Origin of the sequence: Marinobacter sp. NP-4(2019), from assembly GCF_003994855.1 — a bacterium.
Lineage (GTDB): Bacteria > Pseudomonadota > Gammaproteobacteria > Pseudomonadales > Oleiphilaceae > Marinobacter.
Genome location: NZ_CP034142.1, coordinates 2,231,368 through 2,250,059, shown reverse-complemented (window position 1 = coordinate 2,250,059; position 18,692 = coordinate 2,231,368). Strand labels below are relative to the sequence as shown.

Sequence of the window (18,692 nt, the reverse complement as noted above, 5' to 3'; positions counted from 1 at the left end):
TTTTTTCCCGAATCATCTTCAGATTAATATTTTCTGCCTCCATGAATAGCATTATTTCTCATGAATTTTACAAAAGATTACTCAATCTGCCTTTATTTAAATAATATGACTATTGAAATGGTCGTCTGAATGCGGCCAAATTCGTCCTTATGAGTCCGGTGTCTATGCAGGGTGTGCTGCGAGTTGCACAGATTAACTCTCTATCTGAGTCGCTTTCTGTCATCTCCTAGGCGCAGGCATCTGTTGATAACGTCGGATCTGGGACAGGACCTCATGAGTAATACAGAATTTTCCGTCTTAAAAATGTGGCAGGACATCCATGAGCTGTCCCCCCGGCAATATCGGTTGGAACAGCCCATGGCCTTTTTCCGCCAGGGGAACGCCCAGGACCATCTAACCCTCTCCGAATGGCATCAGGCCCTGTTCGATAACCATCCGGATGGGGTGTGCACCTTTGACCTGGATGGCCACTTCCAGAGCTGCAACGCCGCAATTGAAGCGATTACCGGCTACACAGCAGATCGTATGCATGGCCTACATTTCAACCTCTTTGTTGAACCCAATCACCGCGCACAAACCCAGGCGGCGTTCAACAGGGCCCGAAAAGGTGACGTCATCACCTATGAAGCAATGGGTACCCATGCATCCGGCTCGTCCTATGATCTGGAGATCACTAACTTTCCGGTTACCGTCCAGGGCGAAATCGTCGGCGTTTACGGCCTCTGCAGGAACATTACAGCTCAAAAAAAACAAGATGCAGAACTGCACCTGCTTAAGCGGGGTATAGAGGCAAGCCCAAACGGTATGCTAATGGTGGACGCACGCAGTCCGGATATGCCGGTTGTCTATGCCAACCCTGCGTTCACTGAAATGACCGGTTACGCCCACAACGAAGTCGTCGGGCGGAACTGTCGCTTTCTTCAAGGGCCGAACGCATCCTCGGAGGCTCTTAGAGCTATACGTCAGGGGTTGCACCATCAAACGGAGGTCAATGTTGAGCTCATTAATTACCGAAAGGACGGCACGCCTTTCTGGAACCACCTGCGGATTAGTCCAGTGTTTGACAGCGATGGCCTCTGCACTCACTTCATCGGCACCCAGCAGGACATTACCCATCAAAAAGAGCAGGAAGCTCAGATTACCTATCAGGCAACCCATGATCTGCTTACCGGATTGCCCAACCAGGCGTCATTCCATGAAAAGCTGAAGCATACGCTGGAAAGGAACGGGGCAAGTGACTCATTGGCCGCCATGTATCTGGATCTGGACGGGTTCAAGCCCATTAATGATGAACTGGGACACCATGTGGGTAATCAGCTTCTCGTGGCCATTGCCCAGCGCCTGACCAATCTGGTTGAGCCTGAAGCGACCGTTGCCCGTCTGGTTGGGGATGAATTCGGCGTGCTAATACCTCGCTACACTACCCGGGATGAGGTTATTCAACTGGCAGAGCAAATATTGGCGCACCTTGCGCAGCCAATTGAGGTGGACGGCCTGATGATTCACATTAGTGCCAGTATCGGGATCGCCTGTAACTGCACACCTTTGAACGCTCCACATGAGCTGTTCCAGTTTGCGGATATAGCCCGAGAGCGGGCCAAGCGGCAGGGCAGGAACACCTGGCAATGGTACAGAGGTCACAAAGCCGATCGCAGCCGGGACAGCGTGACCCTGAGACATGATCTTCATGCCGCGCTCAAGGAAGACCAGTTCGAAGTCCATTACCAGCCCTTGGTGGACGCCGTCACGGGGCGTATATGCAGTGTAGAAGCTTTGGTACGGTGGCGTCATCCTACCCGGGGGATGCTCTCTCCCGGTGAATTCATTCCATTGGCCGAGCAGACTGGCCAGATCGTGCCCCTTGGCCTCTGGATCCTCAAGCAGGCCTGCATAGAAATAGCAGACTTTAATGCCCATCGGGGGGAAGGGGGGCTACAGGTTGCTGTTAATATTTCGTCGCTCCAGTTCATTCGTGACGGTTTTCTGGACGACGTTCGCCGGGTACTGGAAGAAACAGGGCTTCCGCCACAGCTGCTAGAGCTGGAAGTAACCGAGAGCGTCTTGCTGGATGGAGCCAAGCCAGTAATAGAGCTGATGGAAACCCTACAACTCCTGGGTGTACGTGTAGCCCTGGATGATTTCGGGACCGGCTTCTCCAGCCTTAGTTATCTTAGGGATCTACCCTCCCATAAAGTAAAACTCGATCGAAGCTTTGTTGAAACAACCACAACAGATCACCGAATTGCCGCCATTGTTCAGGGCGTGATTACCATGGCCCACCACATGGATATGATAGTTGTTGCAGAAGGGATAGAAACCCGGGAACAGCAGGAAGATCTGGCCTACCGACACTGCGACGTCTTGCAGGGGTACCTGTTTGCCCGACCAATGCCTCTGGCGGAGCTGAAAAAGCTGCCTGACCTCTTACCAGTGGATATCTCGATATGAAGAGACTCAGTATAAGCTTGGTCCTGGCCACGCTTATACCTGTACTACTGGTAACCTCAACTCTGGCGCCGATTTTCTGGTCGAACATTGAGAGTCGGCTGGAGAGAACGCGTATCACGGCCCAAGCTCTGTTGGAGGCTGAATACGATGTGCTCCTTCAGGGCATGAACGAGAGCCTGAATCACTCCCTGGCCGTTGCAGAATTTGCTTCTGTGGTACGGTACCTCAGCAATGCGCAAGAAACCCGGTCGCCTTATCAAGAACGCCTGCTGCACGTAAACAGGGAGCAGCTAGGGGCAATGTTCAATACTTTGTTGGCCCACTTCGGTCGTTACACTCGTCTGGCCCTGATTGACATACACGGCAACGAACACTTCTCCACACAGAATTCGGTATCACCTGCGGCTGGCCAAGACCATGCCGATGCCCTGTATTTCCGGGAGGCTATGACACTTAAGGCGCGAAGCCTTTACGTCTCACCACCGCATCTCGGACCTGGAACTGTCGGCCCCGAAGTCACCACAGCTGTGGTGGACATCGCGACGCCCGTATTTGGGAAGGGTGGAGAACGAGTGGGAGTGCTGCTCCTTACACTGGACTGGCAGTCTCTGGCCAGCCGTTTGCCACATGCCATAGGCACTCATTCACAGGCCCGGGCCATACTTGTTGATGCTCACGGCTCCTGGCTCTTACCGACAGGAAGTGGTGCCATACCCTTTGGCGGTTCTCTGCCGACGCGGTGGCCGGATGTCTGGCAGGCGATGCGTACTTCCAACCGGGGAGAAAGGCTTCTCGGTGACAATTTGCTCTTTTTCCGTACCCATGACATTCGAACTCATCACTTTCGCAGCCAGGCCGAACAAGTTCTCGGGATGCCGGGTACTCAACCGTGGCGGCTCGGCATCATCATTCCGAGACCCGGCCTCACTTATCTGCTGACTGAAAGTCCCTGGAAAGCGGCGCTGGTGGCGCTCGTTTATGTGCTGGCGATTGCCTTTGGCATTGGTTGGGTACTGACGAATCACCACCAGCGAACTCTGCGGGCCAGGGCACAGCAACTGTCCCGGGAAGCAAGAGACTATGCCCGGGAACTGACCGATCTCTACGAGCACGCGCCCTGCGGATACCACTCCCTGAATGAAAAAGGCGTTATCATCATGATCAACCGTACTGAACTACAATGGCTAGGCTACAGCTCAGATGAGTTGATTGGCGAAAAGCCGTACCGTGAACTGGTGACGCCAGAAACGCGGGGCGCTTTTGATGAAGCCTTCCGGCAAGTGCTGGCGGACGGTCATGAGGGTTCGGCGGAATGTGAGCTGATGTGCCGTGATGGCAGCACCCTCCCGGTTGCGATTGAGGCCACCGCCCGGACAAGTTCCACGGGCTTCCAGTACAGCCGGGCCATGGTGTTTGATCTTACCGAGCGAAAGCAACTGGAAGACTTGCTGACTCGGCAGGCAATGACAGACACGCTGACCGGGCTAGGTAACCGAAGATACCTTGAAAACCAGGCGGACATGGAAATGGCCCGGGCGAGGCGAAACGGCAGACCTCTGAGCCTTATCGCCATAGACCTGGACCATTTCAAGCGCATCAACGACCGTTATGGCCACGATGTGGGGGATCTGGTTCTGCAGGCTTTCGCGCAAACCGCACAAAGTCAGATGCGGGACGGAGATATCCTATGCCGAATGGGTGGCGAGGAATTCACGGTGCTGCTTCCTGACACCGATATGGAGCAGGCTCGTATGATCGCTGAACGCCTGCGGCAGGCGGTGGAGACAACGCCCGTTGATATTGACGTCGACCTGATCGACGAAGCCCCCCTAGCTTACACGGCCTCCCTCGGGGTAACGGAGGTCTATACCGAAGAGTACTCATTGAAGTCGGCCATCAAACGCGCAGACCAACAGCTTTATGAGGCAAAGGAAGCGGGACGCAACCGTATACATGCGCCGCAGTCCTAACGATCTTCGGAGAACATCAGATATCATGATCCCTGCATGTTAGGTCCTCAGCCAATTTTGCGCCGTCTTCCGAGGGAGGCATGTGAAACAGCGTCTGTTTATACAAGCCGTTCATGTTCGTCTTCTTAGACATTTTCATGAACCTCACCATGGAATAGGCTTTCAAACCCGAGCCTCACCTGCAATGCCGATCCTGGCGTGTATCCAGGGAAGCAGATCTTCCAGATCCATGGGGCGAGCAAACAGGTAGCCTTGATAGACACCGCAATCGTACTGTTTCAGGATGTCAAACTGCTCGCGTGTTTCAACGCCTTCAGCGACCACATTGAGCCCCATTTCCCGAGCCATAGTGATAACGCCTTTACAAACGGCAGCATCTTTAGGGTTAGTCACCAAATTATCTACGAAAGATTTGTCAACCTTGATGCTGTGGACGGGCAGGTCCTTCAAGTAGCTAAAGCTGGAATATCCGGTACCAAAATCATCGATCGAAGTGGTGACTCCCATGTCGTTCAGGGCCCGAAGGATCTCAATGGCGCCCTGACTGTCTCTCATCAAAATGCCTTCGGTCAATTCCAGCTCAAGACAATCAGCCGGAAGCCCCGTTTTTGTCAGCACTGACTGCAAAGTGCTCAAGAATCTTGGGCGATGGAACTGCAGAGGTGAAAGGTTGACTGACATGCGGCCCCTCAGAAGCTCCATATCGAGCAACAACTTGGCATCCTGACAGGCTTTTGTCGTTATCCATCGTCCCAGGTGCACGATCTGCCCCGTTTCCTCTGCAACCGGTATGAAGTCAGCCGGTGAGATAAAGCCTTTTATGGGGTGTTTCCAGCGAACCAGCGCCTCCAGACCACAGAATCGGCCATTCTGGTCTACCTGCGGCTGGTAATTCAGATAGAGTTGCTCGTTTCTGATCGCCTCCTGGAGATCATTGCGTAGAGTTACGCGTTTTGAGAGTTTGGAATCAAGATCGCCGGTGTACACCTCAAAGGTATCCCTCCCTTGCTGCTTGGCTTTGTACATAGCCATGTCGGCTTGTTGGATGAGCTTTTCCGGAGAGCTCATCGCTTCGTCCTGTAATGCAATCCCGATACTGGCGGAAATGTACAGCTCGTGGTTACCAACCTGATGAGGTCTAGCAAGGGTATTCAGAATGCGTGAAGCCACGTCCTCAGCCTCAGACACGTCATCCAGGTCTGGAACCAAAAGCACAAATTCATCACCCCCAAAGCGTGCGAGGGTATCGGTAGGCCGGGTGGCGCTCTCCAGAGCCCGGGCGATACTGACCAGCAAGGCGTCGCCTACCTTGTGCCCTAGAGTGTCATTAATAGGTTTGAATTCGTCCAGATCAATAAACATGACCGCAAGCATCTGTTTATTGCGCCGAGCGAGTTCAAAGTCATGTCCTAGTCGATCTTCGAACAGAGCACGATTCGCCAGCCCGGTGAGGACATCATGGGTCGCCTGGTAGGCCAGTCTGTTTTCCTGTTCTTTTTTCTCGGAAATATCATTCATTAGTGCTGCGAAGTGGGTTACCGCCCCGGCTTCATCCTTCACGGGCGCCAGGGACAGCTGGGTCCAGAAGGGGGCACCATTTTTCCGATAGCACTTCAGGGTGAGGCTTGCCGGCGCTCCGGATGTTATTGCGATGCGAATGACCTCAATGTCTGTTGACTCTGTTTCCGGGCCAACCAGTCTCTGTATTGGGGAGCTCCTCATTTCGTGCGGCTCGTAACCGGTCATTCGAGAAAACGCAGGGTTAATAAAGATCACGGGCAGCTGTTCGTCACGAGCGTCCACCACGACAACCGCGTTATCACTGGACTCCAGACTCTTCTGCAGCACGCGCTGATTCTCCTGGGCGCTTACGCGGTCGGTGATATCCTTCACAATACCGAACACACCCGTTACGGCGCCGTTGACCACTATCGGAACAAACGCAATTTCGTAATCGTGCAACCGACGCTGAGCATTTACAAACCGCACATCGAACTGCTGCGGCTTCCCGGCGACAGCTTTTCCGAAGGCTGTGTCAAAAGTCTTGAAATCATGAGCGGTTATGGTGTCAGGTGTTAATATGTCGTGGTAACGAACAACGCCCATATCTCGCACTGAAAGGCCCGCAATCCCACGAGCTACCGGATTTACTGCCTGATAGGTTCCCAGGCAGTCAAAGGCAAAAACCGGTTCTGGCGACTTGGAAAAGAGAGAGCGAAATTGCTGTGCGGACAAGCTCAGAGCAGCAGCTTGCTCCTGCTGAATGGTTAAAAGGCTGCGTCCCATAACCAGCAGGTAACTGGTCATCAAACCAAAAACAAGTAGAACAAAAGGCAGAGACCCGGCAACCGACAGCAGATCGACAGGGCCTGAGGTGGCGACTAGGTAGAAACGAGGGCTGTTTGGAATATCCGTCGCGATACGTTCATAGACATCAAATTGCCCATGGTGCGGTTCCCGTGAGAGTGCTGATTCGCCATGCTCAATAGAAATCCCGAAGTCGCGGTGTGCTGAGCGGGCATCTGGCTTCAACATCTTTTCAAGATCCAACACCGTAATGAAACTAGTCTTTGTCGGATGCGCCGGGGTAATCATTAACATCGCGATTGACGGCTGACTTAAGTCCGGGAAATGCCAAGCACTGGTAAGCCCTGCGGCCCGCGTTTGGTCGATCCAGCGGCTTACTTCTTGATCATTGACCTTTTCGATCAGCCAAAAAAGATCCTCAGCTTTTTTCCCTCGCCTCCAGGGTTGTGTTCCATCCTCAGCCAGCACTAACAGCGCACGCAGGGCCGGAGAATCCCGGAAATACCAGTGCGCTCCAGCATCGGTCAGCCCCCGGCGAACATTGAAATCCAGTGCAGCCCAGCGTTGAGCTACACGGCTAAAAAGCTGAACCGTCATTTCCATTTTATGATTAAGTTCTGCACTGTAGTGGTGGAGTGTGGATTTGGCGGCATTATGGCGCTCGACGTGTGTGCCGATGCTAGCCATAAACGCCAACAGGAATGAAGCAGTCACTCCCAACCAGCCAGCCAAGATTCCATCGCAACTGAGCAGAAGCGTTCGTCTATGCCCGCGAAGTATTTTTAGGGCAATGGTACTACCGACGAGACCGCCGACCAACATGATGAGGCTGAGAGGTATGGGAATACGTTGATTCGTCGGAAGGGGAATCTCCGGGAATAGAAAAATCAATATACCGAATAAACCACCAACGAGTACGCTCAGGAACAGCAAAAATAGACTAGATTGTAGTCTAAGCATTCTGATTGAGCGATCTTCAACTTCTAGCTCTGCTGCAATAAAGGGTGATGGAGGGCTTTTCATTTTGGGCTGGTCGCCTTATACAAGGAGGTGCAGTTGTTGGTATCGTAATACGAGGGAAAATAGCGATCCTCTCGGAAAAATGTGTAATTTAATGCAAAATATTAGATAGGTATTTACCACAAATGCATATTCCAACTTTTCGTTTTGCACGAGGACAGCTTTCAATCGGATGATAGCGGGTACCTATTACTCAGAATTACCCGAGCAACCGGAAGATTCCGTAGATTCTTTTTACAGAGACGTGCGCTTTTGGCACCAGGAAGCAGGGTAACGAAGCAACCGAAGTGCTAGGCGGTGCCATCGCAAAGGGTGTTACTGAGAAGGGCATCGATATTTGAAATCAATTTTGGCTAGCCAATATCACATTTAACATAATATACATTATGCGCAGTACGGTATGCGTTCAAATAACATTATTACGGATTTTTGGACGACCACAGAACGTGCTAAAGAATAGCCACAGAAAGTACTAAATTTTCACAGGAAGTACTAAATTCGTCGCCCACCTTTCTATATCCATGATTCTGAACGTTTTTCGGTTTTTTCTCGAATAGCGCCTTTCGGGCGATCAGTGCCTTGGATTTGGCGGTTAATTTCGATTGTGGAATAGCGTCAGCTCTGACGGAACTCTGCAATTTTAGATAATGTCCTGGGCGCGAAAGGTATTGGCCGATGCCGGTATAAGACATCCCCCATACCTCTCGATAAGTATCATGCGAATCGGAGCACGGATTTTTGTTATGGCAGCCTCGGAACCTCTCTGTGACATGAGAGAAAACTTGGAACGGTGTTATCGATAATCCGGTTGAGACGATCCGCTCCTGATTATTGAAAACCGTAGTCGTCAGCTCTGGAAGAAATGGACGTTACAAGGCGCAACCAATGTCCGTTTGGGATGATTGGGTCTGCCTGGGTGCCCTGAGCATACTAATTCTCTACTAAACTCCAGAAATCCGTTAAAATAACATTATTACGGATTTTATCGTTACCCTCTCCTCGCATCGTAGCGGCTTACCAGGAGCTTATCCGATGAGCAAAACCGGCCAGGCGCGCGTGCTCACGCCCGATCAGTTCGCCCACCTCTTGGGTGAGATCAAAGAGCATCGTTACCCGGAAAAGAATACGGCACTGGTTCAGATCAGCTTCAAGCTCGGACTTCGAGTTCAGGAGATCGCGCTGCTCCAGATCAAAGACGTCGCTGAGCTTGGCCCTGGGAGTTCGGGCTCTGGTCAGCGCTCTTTCAAACTTAAGGAAATCCTTGCGTTGCCTGCGGCTTACACTAAGGGTGCCGATGCGTTGAAGCGGTCCAAATCCACGTATCAACGGCGTCGGATCGGTTTTAGTGTTCACGATTTCCACCAGCTTGTTCAGCGAATTGAAACCATGGCCAAGGCCGGCGCCGAGATCAAACCGGAGGATTTTTATCCTGAGGTCAAAAAACATCGTGGTAAATCGCGTGATCTTCCAATGGATGACATCGCACTGAGAACAGCTATCGAAAATCACCTTGCGATCCGCTTGGCGGCGCAACCTTCAGTGAAAAAGACCGATCCCCTATTCCTGACTCAAAAAGGAGGCCCCTATTCTCCCAATACTCTCCAGGAACACTTGGCTCTCATGCAGCGGCAATGGGGAGGTATTGAGCGAGCCAGCTCCCACAGTGGCCGGAGGACTTTAATGACGAATATCATTCATGAACAAAAGAAGTCCGTTAAGGTCGCTCAAAAGATTGCTGGCCATGTGTCACCGTCAACGACCCTTATTTATGAAGAGCCTCCGGAGGAGTCACTTAAGGAAGCGTTGCAAGATGCGGGGTACCGATATATTAGTTAATCCAACAAATAAAAACGTTCAGCCCTACTTGCTGATACCGCCGGGCACATAGCTGCCCTCCCCGGCTCGTGATCACCTCAACGAAGATCTTAGTCTGCTAAATCTATAATATCCTGGCAATTGGAGATACCTTGGTACCTTGCAGGTAAAGTTGGGTTCGGTCGCAAAGCGAACATTCAGACCGGCCACCAAAGCGGACCTTTTCCTGAGCGGAGTGACTCCGCTTCCTCCCCTCCCGTTTCACTGAAAATATGGCCCTAGGGTTATCTAAGTTTTACAGGCTATCTTTTGCTTCCCTCTCCTCCAGTCGCTTATTTCTGAAAGGTAGAGAGGTTCCAGAGCTTTATGCTGTGGTCTCCATCCCCTCCTGACGCGATATAATCTGATCCAGCATCACTTGAGATTACCCTGCTGGTCCAACCTTCGGTGCAGCACAGTTCGCGTACGAGATCGCCGCTCTTCCGATCAAATACGTAGATCCAGTTAATTGAGCCTTCCTTCCGTGAGTTAATAATCAGGTAATCCTTGAACGTCTCGAAGGTTTCAGGATAAGCGCCTGAGGGAAAATAGCTCGATACCGAGGTCATTGTGAACTTTCCCTTTCCTTGGTTTGAGGAATACTGGACCTCAGCTGAATCGGCTGAACTATTCACCCTGAATCGGATAAAATAGGGGAGTTCAGTCCCACGATTTTCTGCATGAACATACGACTCATCCAGTCCAGACAAGTCGAGCGCCGTATCCTTTTCCAAGTCCAGCTCTGTGTAGTAAGCACCGCCTTTCGAGATCCAATTCTTACCAGAAATAACGATTATTGATTCGCCCTTATTCGGGACAATCGCGTTCGCGAACCGGTTGTCCTCATTGTTCGATAGGGTCGTTAGTTGGTCCATGACCTCATCCTGAAGACTATCTCGCCCGTTCGCATGTTTGATCAGGCTTTTTTTGTTGATTGCTTTGCTTAACACAGATCGCTCAGAGTGAAGATCATAGATCTCAATAAAACCAACATATTGGGAAAACGTATTGATCGCACTGGCGGGACTTAAGGAATACCTCATGAGGTATTTTCGGTCGCTCCCGATGATTAACTCCCGGGGAACACTCATTGGAAAATTTTGACCTGCCTCAAGGAAATGATCCTCGTTGCTAAAAAATAAGTCATATGAGGACTCGTAGATATATTGACCGAACAAGAAGAGGCCGATGAGAGGTATAGCAACAATTTGGATGACACCAATGAGATTGCGTTTAAGGATATCCCCAATCACACTAAACAAAACACCTCTCCTTACAATTTTTGTCCGCTTTTGGCTCTAAAACCTATTTCAAAGAATGCCATATCGATGAGTTTTGCAGCGGGATATCTGTTACCACCAGCAGTCTTCTTTACCGGGAGACTCCAGTTTTCGTGTACGCGTAATTGGTTCAAACCTACCATGTACTCGCCAGAGAACCGAGGGACGCGCATCTCCGGATATACACTCCGAAAACCAGCCTCAAAGTATAGATCTCTGGCAGGACATTCCCCCCAGATCCCCATGAGTATCTTGGTTACCAACGTGTCGGTGGGCGTTGTGATTTTTTCCAAATGTCCGCGTAGCTTCTCCAATGAGCAATCGAGAAGTTTCACATGCTCACAGGCATCTTCAGTGAACTCGTCCAGATGTAAGTTCCAAAGATCAGCGGGGATCTGAGTAAAAAGAACTTCAACCATTTTCCGGAAGAAACGCAGATTGGATTTCATCAAGCCAGAAGAACCTCTGAACATTCCCCAATTAGATAGGAAAAATCCAAGATGCAGCGCGGTCTTCTCCACATTTTGCTCAGACGCCAAGTCTGACCAGTTTTGGAATCGAGGATCGTTGACGTAGTCATAAATGATCTCCCATGCTTGCAACCGAGGAAATTGCTCGCCATCCGCTCGTCCAAAATACTTTTCTACTTCCCCAGAAAAATCAAGCACGTTCGCCCCATTCTCCCGTTGCTTCCGCCCAACTTTGGGCCTGGGATGAAATCTTACCGCCGAAACTCTTAAATCTACTCATCAGGAAGTCCCTTTGCTGAAGTCTGTTCATGTCATGTTACGGTTCAACAAAGTGTGACCAAGTCGGCTACATAAAACTGTTTGGGAGGGTAGTGAATTGGTTACTTTTGGTAATTCGGTTAAGAACAACCAGCGATTTTCTGTCGCTGGTTTTTCGTTCTATCCCGGATCAGCCAAGCTCAGCCACACGGCTTGTACAGGAGTGACCCTACCCCGAATTAGGTCCATCCATAGTTGAAAAAAATCCGGCCAGCTTTTCAATCATTGGGTGCAAGTTAAGTCCGTTTGATCGGTTGCCGAACAGCTGAAGTGGTTCACCAACATTCAAATTGGCTCGAAAAGCGGCTAAATAAGTGGGGGGTGCGAATGTCCGCTTTTGTTTAACTCCGGTCGTTGGCGATGCCCTTCTCTCTGTTGCCGCCAGTTAAAGACAAGCAAGTCAACGCTGGAAGCAAAAATCCAAAATTTCATCGAACCCCTTCAATAGAACTTTTACCATTTTGCTTTATGTCCTGCCTTCAGGAGAATCCGGTGCATTGGGTGCGGCAACGGCATCGGCCGCTCCTCGAAACCAAAGGGAGCCGTGAAAGCGCCCTCTTCCGCGACCCGTCCAGTATGGCAGGTGCCTGGAAAATAAAAAGAAACTATTCGGTGGACGAACTATCAGCGAATCTCAAACGATTCCCATCTGGTAGAGATAACAGCCATGAACTACGGTTATATTTTGCAAACCGTTGGAAAACTCAAGTTAGGGCTCAGTCCCTCTCAATTCTCTGACCGAACTCCACGTTGAGTTGGTACCGGGTTTTCGACACGTCACGTATCCATAGGAATATGACCATGCCCATCAAGATTGCAACTATCTGCGGCAGTGTCCGCCCAGGCAACTATACATCAATGGCGTTAAATCTGGCCCTGGACGAATTGGCCAAATACCCGGATGTGGAAGTGACACCAACCTACCTGGAGCACCTGGATTTGCCGTTGCCAGGGCTGCCTGCGAAAAATCCCGATGCCATCGAACAGTTCCAGAACACAGTAAAGGATTCCACGGCTGTGCTGCTGGCCTCGCCGGAGTATCACGGGGGAATCAGTAGCCCAATGAAGCTGGCAATTGATAATCTGGGCTTCCCAAGTATGTTGGCAAACAAGCCTGTTTCGTTGTTGGGCGTGGCCGCCGGAGTGATCGGCGCGATCAAATCCACAGAGCAGTTGAGGGCCATCTGTGCGCATGTGGGTGCCATTCCGTTGCCAGCCGTGGTTTCGGTTGCCAAGGTTCAGCAGATTTTTGATCCCGACGGCGCTTGCCTGGATGCGGATATGGAAAAGCTGATCCGAAGCTCCGCGACCAACTTGATAGAGTACGTAAAGGATACGGTGTGTGCGAAAGTCAGCCTGGAAGAAGTCCTCCGACAGATGGGAGAGCGCCACGAGTGAGGCAATCTGAGGCTGGTTGTGCGTTCATCCACCTCGACAGCGATCAGGAAAGCACTTTCTGTGGTCGTCCAATTTGAGGCCGAGAAAAAAAGTGCTAAAGAATTCGACTCATTCCTACTCGCCACCTGGGTTACTGGCTAGTTCCCTCAGTGCTTTGATGGCCTCATCGGTGCGATCGTTGGGTACGAACATATGGTCGTGATAGAACCCTGCGATGACATTGGTGGTAATGCCCCGTTCGGCCAGCAGGCTCGTTACTACAGATGTGAGCCCCAGGGCTTCAAGGCTGGAGTGGCCTTCGAGAGTGATGCGGCGGAAGATTCGGTAGTAGTCGAGGCCCTCGGCTTCCGCCTGCTCGAGAGGAATAACCAGGGTAAGACCTTCTAGTTCGGCAATGCTGACAATCGGCTTGAGGTGCTCCAATTCGCCATACTTTGCCTTGGGCACCGTGCAGTAGACATAGGTCGTCGAATCCAGTTTCGGCGAGAGTTGCTTGATCAATTCCTGGAGAAACTCTGTTCGCATCATCTCTACGATCCTTTATTAGAACGCCGTGGGCATAACAAAAACCTAGCACTTTCTGTGGTCTTCACAGCAAACTTATTATTATTCCCTTTCTACGGCTGGTTCAGGAGATTATCGGGTGATTACTGTCCTCGATGATTTTGGATACCCGGTCACGACGAGCAGCTATAGTGTGACAGTCCACCCATCTCAAAGAGCTCCAGTGGCTTCAGCCTGTAGTATTTCTTCTCTACGTCCTCCGATTGTTCGGCGTATGGCTGCGTCATCACGTCCTGCAGTTCTCGCAGCAAAGCGTAGTTACCCGCTGCCGCTTGCTGATAAGCAGGCACAACGAACCACTCCTTCAAACTGTACTTCGGGTTAACGCGCTTCATCTGACTGGAAAGCTCCTCACGCGAGGCAGGTCGAGTGAGCGATTGCCACTTTGTGAGCCACGCTGACCAGCGCTTGTCCAGCCCTTCAGGGTCTGCAGCATAGGTCGGGCCCTTGTAGAAGCTCTTCTTGAGTGGCTTGATGTCATCTGGCAAGCACGAGAGTTCCCGGAAGAACATGGTGTAATCCACGGGCGTTTGCATCATCAGCGTTGCCAGCTCGCTGAACAAGTTCGCGTCAAAAGCATCAAGTCCGAGTTTTGCCGCCCACATCTGCTCCATTTGGTCTTGCATTACGTTCGGGAATTCACTTTGAATCTCATCGAGCTGCCGCATGTAGTCCGGATGCCCTGCCAACAAAGGCCGCACCGCCAAACAAAACGAGTGGAAGTTGCGTTCGGCCGCTGCTGGTTGGTTGAGGAACGCAAAGTGATGCCCGCCACCCGTCCATGGTTGGTACTGCGGATCAAATACATCGCAGAATCCGAACGGTCCATAGTCGAGCGTGAAGCCGCCCGCCGCACAGTTGTCGCTGTTGAAGTTACCCTGGCAGTAGCCAACACGGATCCAGTTCGCCACAAGCGACGTTAGTCGGCTGCGGAACTCACGTGCAAGCAACACGACTTTTTCGGCAGTGGCCAGTGACTGGTCGATCACGTCACCGTACTCACGATCAATCAGGTGCAAGACGAGCTTCTCGAGCTCCTCCATCGCCTGCGGGTGTTCCTGCTTGCGAGCACGACGACTAAAGAGCTCGAGCTGCCCTACCCGAATGAACGACGGCGCAACACGTGTCGAGATGGCAACGGGCTCGGATATAAGGATATCCGGATCTATTGAGCGTGAGCCCTCCGAATACCACGGGCGCCTGACTTGCTCGGTCTTTGACACGTACAGGCTCAGAGACCGTGACGTAGGTACACCGAGCGCATGCATGTGCTCCTGGGCCAGGAACTCCCGAACACTGGAGCGCAAAACGGCCCGGCCGTCCGCGCCGCGGCAGTAAGGTGTGCGCCCTGCCCCTTTCAACTGCATTTCCCAGCGTTGTCCGTTGATGACAGCCTCGAGCACCGAAATAGCGCGACCGTCGCCGTAGCCATTGCCGGTCTGGAACGGGCATTGCTGGTAGAATTCGGTGCCGTAGATAGAAAGTGCATAGCCACACGCCCACCCCACGTTGCGCAGAGGCTCCGGAACCCGGGATAAGTCACCGGAGAACATGCGGAGAAAGTCGTTGGACTGGGCCATGCCGTCGTCGAAACCCAGTTCGCGAAACAGGCTTTTCCCATGCGCGACGTATTCTGGGTTTTCGATTGGCGTGGGTTTGACCGGAACATAGTGACCCGAGAACACTTGCCGAGGGGCGTGGTCAGCTCCGTTTGCTTTCCCCTCGGGATCGCAGTTGAGCGTGTCCATGAATGAATAGTCTGCCAACGGTGCGAGATCGTCGAGGGTCGCGACCGTTGTGGGCGTTTCCCGGTGACGTCGCTCTATCATAGGGACTCCTCAAGCGTTGGTTTGATTATAGGTAACAGTCTACGAGAAAAGCCGTGTACTCCACCATCAGATCCACCAAACACCTTGAAATCAAGCCCCAGGCCATCACAGTAAACTACTGAGGTAGCCATTTCCTCAGCGAAGGAGAAAAGCTATGAAGAGCATTAGCCGTGACGACCTCAAACAAATGAACGAGACTGAGCACGAAGATTTTGTGCTCATCAACGTCCTGCCGAGGGATGCCTTCAACCGAGAACATATCCGCACATCCATCAATATTCCGGTGGAGGAGCCATCCTTTCTGGAACAGGTAGAGGCAGTTGCTGGCAGTAAGGATCGGAAAATAGTCGTCTACTGCGCGAATTTCGAATGTGATGCTTCTCCCAAGGCTGCCAGGAAGCTGGAAGATGCCGGTTTTACGGAAGTCTACGATTATGAAGGCGGCACCGAGGACTGGTTCAACCAGAAACGCGCCGCTTGACTGGTTCCAGCAGCAGAAGACGTTCCTGAAAGGCTGCCCTAAGCAAGGGCAGCCTTTAGAAGTAAACGAAGTTGTAACCACAGAACGCCGGGGTTAAAGTCAAAGCTCCACACGATTTACCCAGGTACCGCACTTGAGAATTGGTGAATTGGCCGAACGCACAGGCCTTGCCCCGTCCCGAATCCGTTTCTACGAGCGAATCGGCCTACTGAAAACGGTTCGTCGTAAAGCCAACGGTTATCGAACCTATCCCCCTGAAGCGGTGACGATGCTCAAACTGATCACCACCGCACAGCAGGCGGGTTTCAGTCTTGATGAGCTTACCGCGCTATTGCCTGCTGATCTGGCTGACTGGGATCACGGTTCGTTGCTCACTACGCTTCGCCAGAAGATCCGTGACATCGAGGAAATTCAGGAAAGGCTTGCACAAAGCAAAGCGCAGCTCGTGGAAGTCCTGGCTGAGGTTGAGGCAAAGCCAGATGACATGGACTGTGCCACCAACGCCAAGCGCGTTTTGTCGCAGTTTGGAATGGGCAACTCATAATAAATACGCTACCTGCTTCGCCGTCGCCTTGGCGGATTGCGGGTTCTGGCCAGTGCCCAGGAGATCGGTATCATTTGTTGACTCTGAAGTTAGCTTTAAGCTTAAGGTTAGCCATTGAGATGGGCTAACGTAGGAGTTTTAACGCATGCAAACAATATTGGGTGCAAGCGGGCAGATCGGGCGCGAACTGGCCCGGAGCCTGAAGCGGGATTTCACCAGCGACATACGCGTGGTGAGCCGCAAACCCGAGAAGATCAATGACACTGACGAGCTGGTCAGCGCAGACCTCATGGATGCCTCGCAGACCCTGCAAGCGGTGGAAGGCTCGGAGATCGTCTACATGACCGCGGGCCTGCCCATCGACAGCCAGATATGGGTGGAGCGCTGGCCCGTCATGATGCTAAATGTCATCGATGCCTGTGAGGCCCACAGCGCCAGGTTGGTGTATTTCGACAACACCTATATGTATCCTCAGACCAGTCAGCCTCAACTCGAAGATGCGCCCTTCACTCCCAACGGGCCCAAAGGCCAGGCCCGCGCTGAGATAACCCGGATGCTGCTGGATTCCATGGCGCAAGATCGTGTCGAGGCGGTGATTTGCCGGGCTCCGGAATTTTACGGGCCGGGAAAGACGCAAAGCATTACCAATACCACGGTGATCGACAATCTGCTTGCCGGAAAGCCGGCAAAGGTCTTTCTGCGTGACGATACCCTGAGAACCCTGATTTTTACGCCGGACGCCAGCCGTGCCATGGCCCTGCTCGGTAACACGCCGGATGCCTATGGGCAGACCTGGCATTTACCCTGCGACGATAACCGCCTCACGTACCGGCAATTCGTTGAACTGGCAGCGGAGATATTCGGCGTGAATGCCAACTACAAGGTGTTGAAGCACTGGCAACTCTGGCTGGCCTCACGGGCCAACAAAACGATTCGGGAAACCGAGGAACTGCTGCCCCGCTACAAGGCGGACAACCTCTTCGTTTCGGACAAGTTCAAATCCCGGTTTCCGGATTTCAGGGTCACGACCTATCGTGAGGGGCTGACTACGATTCGGGATGAGCAGACAGGCCGTTAATCGCCCTATTCTGCGGGACAAAAGATGCCGGCTATTCCCTGAGCCGGCATCCTTCGAAACGTTTCAGTCTTTATTCCTTTATCAAGGAAGCCAGAGATTCAGGCGCGTACAAGGCGCTTTGGAAGTCCGGCACGTAGTCATAACGCACCATTTCCCCCAGATCCAGCGACTTGATATAGCGGGAGAAACCGCCGTCCCCCAGGGTCAGATTGACGGTATCGTCGCTCATGCTGGACGCGTAGCTGAGTTGGCGTGACACGGCATAGCCATAGGTCAATTCGCCTTCCTGATCGATATTGGTGAAGCTGTTGGTCACCAGGGACGGCTCCTCGGACACATCGTCAAGCTTGGCCGTTTCCAGCACAAAGTCCAGCTCACCGGTTTCCTGGTCCATGACTTCGAAGGTCAGTGACTCGGCGTTCTCGCGGTACTGAATCCCTGTGAGCCATTTGGGCAGATTGTAGCCCACCACGCCCCTGACTCGCGCCAGCTCGGTGTCGACCGGAAGTTTGAGAACATAGCCCCAGAAATCCTTCGACATGGACTGACTGATCAGACTGATCGGCCCCAGGTTCGAGTCGCCCGGTTTGTTGGTGACAATCGCCAGCGAGATCTCGTTATAGCTGTCGTTATCACAGTAGTGATACGCATAGGCGGTCAAGGCAACCAGCCCGCGACCCGGCCATACCTGAAGTGGCTCTACCTGCTCCAGCACCTCGTCGGGCATTAACTCCCTTAACCGGTCCAGATCCGCTGTATAGATGGCCGTTACCTTGCTGTTCTCGTAGTAAAAGTTCGGCGAATACGACTCAAACCCGATGTTCACTTTCGTTTTCTCCAGGGTCTTGAACCAGCTCAAATCGGTGTCAGGGGATTCTTCCTCGATCACGGACAAAGGCGGGTTGGAGCGAAAACGGTCATACAGCCCTTCTTTCACTACAGGCACATCGTGGCCGGCGATATCGATCACTGTGCTGTGCCCTTGTTCGTCGGTTGCGGGGCCGACTGCCCATGCCGCGGGCATCATTGAGCCCAGGATGACACCTGCTGTTAGTGCAATATGTCTTACCTTCATAGTTTCTCACCTCTGTGTTGATGGCATTGAACCGGACAGAGGCACCTTAAGGTTGA

The 18,692-nt window shown here is 52.2% G+C and carries 13 protein-coding genes; 7 read left to right on the top strand and 6 right to left on the bottom strand.

Going from position 1 to position 18,692, the window contains the following annotated elements; all coding sequences use genetic code 11:
• Window positions 1–273: 273 nt before the first annotated feature.
• Window positions 274–2,448 carry an EAL domain-containing protein gene (locus tag EHN06_RS10265; RefSeq protein WP_127332497.1) on the top strand — a complete coding sequence of 725 codons (2,175 nt, stop codon included), beginning with the start codon at window positions 274–276 and terminating at the stop codon, window positions 2,446–2,448.
• Window positions 2,445–4,418, top strand: coding sequence for a diguanylate cyclase (locus tag EHN06_RS10260; RefSeq protein WP_127332496.1), 1,974 nt, complete (start codon window positions 2,445–2,447; stop codon window positions 4,416–4,418). Before EHN06_RS10265 ends, EHN06_RS10260 begins: the two co-directional genes overlap by 4 nt.
• A 162-nt stretch (window positions 4,419–4,580) precedes the next feature.
• On the opposite strand, the gene EHN06_RS10255 is transcribed toward EHN06_RS10260, so the two are convergent.
• Window positions 4,581–7,748, bottom strand: coding sequence for a putative bifunctional diguanylate cyclase/phosphodiesterase (locus EHN06_RS10255; protein WP_127332495.1), 3,168 nt, complete (start codon window positions 7,746–7,748; stop codon window positions 4,581–4,583).
• 1,029 nt (window positions 7,749–8,777) lie between these two features.
• Here EHN06_RS10255 and EHN06_RS10245 point away from each other — a divergent pair.
• Window positions 8,778–9,581 carry a site-specific integrase gene (locus EHN06_RS10245; RefSeq protein WP_127332494.1) on the top strand — a complete coding sequence of 268 codons (804 nt, stop codon included), beginning with the start codon at window positions 8,778–8,780 and terminating at the stop codon, window positions 9,579–9,581.
• Window positions 9,582–9,892: 311 nt separating this feature from the next.
• On the opposite strand, the gene EHN06_RS10240 is transcribed toward EHN06_RS10245, so the two are convergent.
• Window positions 9,893–10,861, bottom strand: coding sequence for a hypothetical protein (locus tag EHN06_RS10240; RefSeq protein WP_127332493.1), 969 nt, complete (start codon window positions 10,859–10,861; stop codon window positions 9,893–9,895).
• Between the two features lie 11 nt (window positions 10,862–10,872).
• Window positions 10,873–11,547 carry a hypothetical protein gene (locus EHN06_RS10235; RefSeq protein WP_127332492.1) on the bottom strand — a complete coding sequence of 225 codons (675 nt, stop codon included), beginning with the start codon at window positions 11,545–11,547 and terminating at the stop codon, window positions 10,873–10,875.
• A 921-nt stretch (window positions 11,548–12,468) separates the two neighbouring features.
• On the opposite strand from EHN06_RS10235, the gene EHN06_RS10230 reads away from it, so the two are divergent.
• On the top strand, window positions 12,469–13,065 hold the full coding sequence (locus tag EHN06_RS10230) for an NADPH-dependent FMN reductase (RefSeq protein WP_127332491.1): 597 nt from the start codon (window positions 12,469–12,471) through the stop codon (window positions 13,063–13,065).
• 114 nt (window positions 13,066–13,179) lie between these two features.
• On the opposite strand, the gene EHN06_RS10225 is transcribed toward EHN06_RS10230, so the two are convergent.
• Together EHN06_RS10225 and EHN06_RS10220 are read right to left on the bottom strand one after the other, a co-directional pair.
• Window positions 13,180–13,593 carry an ACT domain-containing protein gene (locus tag EHN06_RS10225; RefSeq protein ID WP_127332490.1) on the bottom strand — a complete coding sequence of 138 codons (414 nt, stop codon included), beginning with the start codon at window positions 13,591–13,593 and terminating at the stop codon, window positions 13,180–13,182.
• A 149-nt stretch (window positions 13,594–13,742) separates the two neighbouring features.
• Entirely contained in the window at window positions 13,743–15,458 is a 1,716-nt protein-coding gene (locus EHN06_RS10220; protein ID WP_127332489.1) for a protein adenylyltransferase SelO, read from the bottom strand.
• A gap of 154 nt (window positions 15,459–15,612) precedes the next feature.
• On the opposite strand from EHN06_RS10220, the gene EHN06_RS10215 reads away from it, so the two are divergent.
• The 3 genes from EHN06_RS10215 to EHN06_RS10205 all read left to right on the top strand — a co-directional run bounded on the left by EHN06_RS10215 (window position 15,613) and on the right by EHN06_RS10205 (window position 17,561).
• On the top strand, window positions 15,613–15,939 hold the full coding sequence (locus EHN06_RS10215; protein WP_127332488.1) for a rhodanese-like domain-containing protein: 327 nt from the start codon (window positions 15,613–15,615) through the stop codon (window positions 15,937–15,939).
• A gap of 133 nt (window positions 15,940–16,072) precedes the next feature.
• A complete protein-coding gene (locus tag EHN06_RS10210; RefSeq protein ID WP_127332487.1) occupies window positions 16,073–16,483 on the top strand; it encodes a MerR family transcriptional regulator in 411 nt (136 codons plus the stop codon).
• Between the two features lie 145 nt (window positions 16,484–16,628).
• Window positions 16,629–17,561 carry an NAD-dependent epimerase/dehydratase family protein gene (locus EHN06_RS10205; RefSeq protein ID WP_127332486.1) on the top strand — a complete coding sequence of 311 codons (933 nt, stop codon included), beginning with the start codon at window positions 16,629–16,631 and terminating at the stop codon, window positions 17,559–17,561.
• A 70-nt stretch (window positions 17,562–17,631) separates the two neighbouring features.
• On the opposite strand, the gene EHN06_RS10200 is transcribed toward EHN06_RS10205, so the two are convergent.
• Entirely contained in the window at window positions 17,632–18,636 is a 1,005-nt protein-coding gene (locus tag EHN06_RS10200) for an acetoacetate decarboxylase (ADC) (RefSeq protein ID WP_127332485.1), read from the bottom strand.
• Window positions 18,637–18,692 lie beyond the last annotated feature (56 nt).

Coding starts and splice junctions, on each gene's coding strand:
- EHN06_RS10245 (WP_127332494.1), top strand. CDS start 8,778: ATGAGCAAAACCGGCCAGGCGCGCGTGCTCACGCCCGATCAGTTCGCC.
- EHN06_RS10260 (WP_127332496.1), top strand. CDS start 2,445: ATGAAGAGACTCAGTATAAGCTTGGTCCTGGCCACGCTTATACCTGTA.
- EHN06_RS10215 (WP_127332488.1), top strand. CDS start 15,613: ATGAAGAGCATTAGCCGTGACGACCTCAAACAAATGAACGAGACTGAG.
- EHN06_RS10265 (WP_127332497.1), top strand. CDS start 274: ATGAGTAATACAGAATTTTCCGTCTTAAAAATGTGGCAGGACATCCAT.
- EHN06_RS10225 (WP_127332490.1), bottom strand. CDS start 13,593: ATGATGCGAACAGAGTTTCTCCAGGAATTGATCAAGCAACTCTCGCCG.
- EHN06_RS10230 (WP_127332491.1), top strand. CDS start 12,469: ATGCCCATCAAGATTGCAACTATCTGCGGCAGTGTCCGCCCAGGCAAC.
- EHN06_RS10220 (WP_127332489.1), bottom strand. CDS start 15,458: ATGATAGAGCGACGTCACCGGGAAACGCCCACAACGGTCGCGACCCTC.
- EHN06_RS10205 (WP_127332486.1), top strand. CDS start 16,629: ATGCAAACAATATTGGGTGCAAGCGGGCAGATCGGGCGCGAACTGGCC.
- EHN06_RS10200 (WP_127332485.1), bottom strand. CDS start 18,636: ATGAAGGTAAGACATATTGCACTAACAGCAGGTGTCATCCTGGGCTCA.
- EHN06_RS10255 (WP_127332495.1), bottom strand. CDS start 7,748: ATGAAAAGCCCTCCATCACCCTTTATTGCAGCAGAGCTAGAAGTTGAA.